This is a genomic window from Propionivibrio sp. (genome assembly GCF_017995515.1).
Lineage (GTDB): Bacteria > Pseudomonadota > Gammaproteobacteria > Burkholderiales > Rhodocyclaceae > Propionivibrio.
The window spans coordinates 1-3,426 of sequence record NZ_JAGOIT010000177.1 but is presented as its reverse complement, the minus strand read 5'-3'; the positions used below and the strand labels follow the sequence as shown (position 1 = coordinate 3,426).

Sequence of the window (3,426 nt, the reverse complement as noted above, 5' to 3'; positions counted from 1 at the left end):
TCGTTGACGTGCGTGTCGCAGATGAACAGGGCGCGGCCGGGGAGCACGAGGTGGTTCATCGCGGCCAGCGTGCTGCAGCCGGGCGCCTTGCCGATGATTTCGTCGACCTGCTGCAGGTGGTGGGCGAAGCGGCCATTGACGCCGCAGATCATCCCGTCCGCGTAACCCTGGTGGATCATCATGGCGCCGATGATGGTGTTGTGCTTGCGCAGGCGCGCCTTGGCGATTTCGACGGTGACGCCGCGGCGCCGCATGATCTGGTGATACGCCGTCCAGCATTCCTTGTAGCGCTCGTCGCCTTCAGGATCGACGATCTCGTAGTGCTTGCCGCGCTCCATGCCGCTGCCGATCTTTTCCAGCCGCGCGGCGATGACGTCGGGGCGGCCGACGAGGATCGGCGAGGCGAGTTGTTCCTCGACGATGATCTGTGCGGCGCGCAGAACGCGCTCGTCCTCGCCTTCCGGATAGACGATGCGCGTCGGCTTGCCCTGCTTGGCCGCGTAGAACACCGAGCGCATGCCGACGCCGGTGCGGTAGATGAAGCCGGTGAGCTTCTCCTTGTACGCTTCCATGTCGGTGATCGGCAGGCGCGCGACGCCGGAGTCCATCGCCGCCTGTGCGACGGCGGGCGCGATGACGAGGATCAGGCGCGGATCAAACGGCTTGGGAATCAGGTACTCAGGGCCGAAACCGAGCGTCTGTCCGGGGTAGGCCGTGGCGACTTCGCTGGCGACGGCTTCGTGCGCCATCGCGGCGATGGCGCGCACGCAGGCGAGTTTCATTTCCTCGGTGATGCGCGTGGCGCCGACGTCGAGCGCGCCGCGGAAGATGAAGGGGAAGCAGAGGACGTTGTTGACCTGGTTCGGGTAGTCGGAGCGGCCGGTGGCCATGATCACATCCGGGCGTACTGCGTGCGCCAGCTCGGGCATGATTTCCGGCGTCGGGTTGGCGAGCGCGAAGACGATCGGCTGGCGCGCCATCGTCGCCACCATCTCGGGCTTCAATACGCCAGCGGCGGAGAGACCGAGGAAGATGTCGGCGCCATTGACGGCGTCGGCCAGCGTGCGTGCCGCGGTGTCGCGGGCGTAGCGGGCCTTGGTCGGTTCCATGTTGGCGTCGCGGCCAACGTAGATGACGCCCTTGGAGTCACAGACGATGACGTTCTCGCGCCGGATGCCGAGATCGCACCACAGGTAGAGGCAGGAAATGGCCGCCGCGCCGGCGCCCGAGCAGACGACCTTGACCTCGGCGATGTCCTTGCCGACGACCTTCAGCGCGTTCAGCATCGCCGCAGCGGAGATGATCGCCGTGCCGTGCTGGTCATCGTGGAAAACCGGGATCGACATGCGCTCCTTGAGCTTGCTTTCGATGTAGAAGCACTCGGGCGCCTTGATGTCCTCGAGGTTGATGCCGCCGAGCGTCGGTTCGAGCGCGGCGATCATGTCGATCAGCTTGTCCGGGTCGTTCTCGGCGAGTTCGATGTCGAACACGTCGATGCCGGCGAACTTCTTGAACAGGCAGCCCTTGCCTTCCATGACCGGCTTGCCGGCCAGCGGGCCGATGTTGCCGAGGCCAAGAACGGCCGTGCCGTTGGTGACGACGCCAACGAGGTTGGCGCGCGAGGTGTAGAGGGCGGCGTTGTCCGGATCTTCGACAATCGCTTCGCAGGCAAACGCGACACCAGGCGAATACGCGAGCGCCAGGTCATGCTGATTGGTCAGCGCCTTGGTCGGCTGAACCGAAATCTTTCCCGGCGTCGGGTATTGGTGGTAGCCAAGGGCGGCTTTGCGGAGGTCATTTCCCATAGTGATTCACTCTTTGCTTCTTTCAAGATCACGTCGCCGACGTTGTCACGCAGGCGGCTTTTGCACCATTGCACTCATCACGAGTTTTCCCTCGGCGCGCTGTCGCGCGAGAGAAAACGCGGGCAATGCTACCAGTTCAGCGCCTGTCGGATGGGGCGAGCCCCCAGAAGACGTGGGCGGGACGGCGAATTTGCCCTCCCGCCGATAGGCGCCGTGATGTGCCACGGATGTACGAACGACACTTGGCACTTGCCGCGCAGGTGGTTGCCCTGACGCAGCTCGGCGTCGGGACAGCGATCTACAGCCCGAACTGCTTGGTACTCACCCAGTCCATGCTGTTCATCGACCAGAAGTCGTCGGCCAGCTTGTTCTTGACGTAGTCGTAGGGCAGCCAGCCGTAGCCCTTGTCGCCCCAGGTCTTGCCCCACGAGTTGCGGATCAGCAGTGCGCCGGTTGTCGTCTTGTTGCTCTGCGTGTTCTTGATTTTCTTGCCGTCGTCGTAGCCGATGGCGACGATGGCGTGGCCCCATTGCGCCTTCTCGCCCGGTGCCGGGTAGGGGATGCCGCCCTTGACGTCGGTCTGCTCGAACGACGGGAAACCGAAGAAGCCGAACATCGACGGCACGCCGGCTGCCAGATAGGCCTTGACGCTGGCGAGCACGACGTCGCCGGAAAGCCGGCTGCTCACCGGGTCGTGGCAGAAGTACTGGATCGCCTGGAAGTTATTGCCGAGCGCATAGACGAAGGACGGCGGCTCCTTGTCGTAGTCGGCGACGACGTAGGGCCAGTATTTCTCGGGCGGAACGCCGCCCATGACCAGCGCGCCCATTGTGTTGCGCAGCCAGGCGCCGGTATCGCCGGTCACGCCCATCAGGTTGCGCGTCATCTTGTAGACGAACAGGCGCGAGCCGTCGAGATGCGTGCCGAAGGCGCGCCGCTGGAAGTACTCGACGATGCCGACGGCCGCGTGCGCGGTGCACGAGCCGATCGTCTTCTGGTCCTCGATCGGCGAGCACCAGGCGCGCAGGTCGACGGTAGCGGGAACTGCCTTCAGGCTGGTGACCTTGCCGGCAATCTTGAGCGCCTTCGCCATCTCGGCGATCTTCGGCGTCTCCGGCGTGTAGTCGCGCAGGTCGGGCATCGACTGCAACCAGCCGGTGCCCTTGGTTTCGTTGGTTTCTTCGAGAACGGGATTGGTGTAGAGCAGGCTCATGATGTGCTCCTTGGCGGTTGAGTGACGACAGGTCGCGCTCAGCGAGCGCGTCGATACCTCAATCATGCAAACTAGCAAGCAGCGCGCCACGCCCGGCGAATGCCGGCCGGCGCTCCGTTTGCCGCGCCGTGTGGCGATCGGGTGGGTTGGCGCAGCGGTGAAGTGGGTCGTCTGTGACCCGAAAAATCGCGATGGATCAGTCAGCCGGGTTGCCGACAACCCAGCACGGCCGTCAGTCGGCCGTGCGTCTCAATGCGCACCCGCCGTCTCCGCCTTGGCTGCCTTGTGGAACGGCGCCTTGGCCAGCCACAGTACGAGGATCAGGCCGAGGAAAAGGTAGCCGAGTCCGTGGCAGATTTCATTGAACGAGATCTGGTAGGCCTGCTGCGTGATCATGCGGTCGAGCAG

General features: G+C 64.4%; 2 protein-coding genes. Both read right to left on the bottom strand.

Annotated features, from left to right (window positions below; translation table 11 throughout):
* Positions 1 to 1,805: NADP-dependent malic enzyme (locus tag KBA32_RS16770; RefSeq protein WP_294361407.1), on the bottom strand; the 1,805-nt coding region annotated here is incomplete at its 3' end.
* Positions 1,806 to 2,103: 298 nt separating this feature from the next.
* Positions 2,104 to 3,018, bottom strand: a complete 915-nt coding sequence (locus KBA32_RS16765) for a C1 family peptidase (RefSeq protein WP_294361405.1) — start codon at positions 3,016 to 3,018, stop codon at positions 2,104 to 2,106.
* Between the last annotated feature and the right edge of the window lie 408 nt (positions 3,019 to 3,426).

Excerpts from the sequence above, each read along its gene's own strand:
- KBA32_RS16765 (WP_294361405.1), bottom strand. The coding sequence starts at position 3,018 with ATGAGCCTGCTCTACACCAATCCCGTTCTCGAAGAAACCAACGAAACC.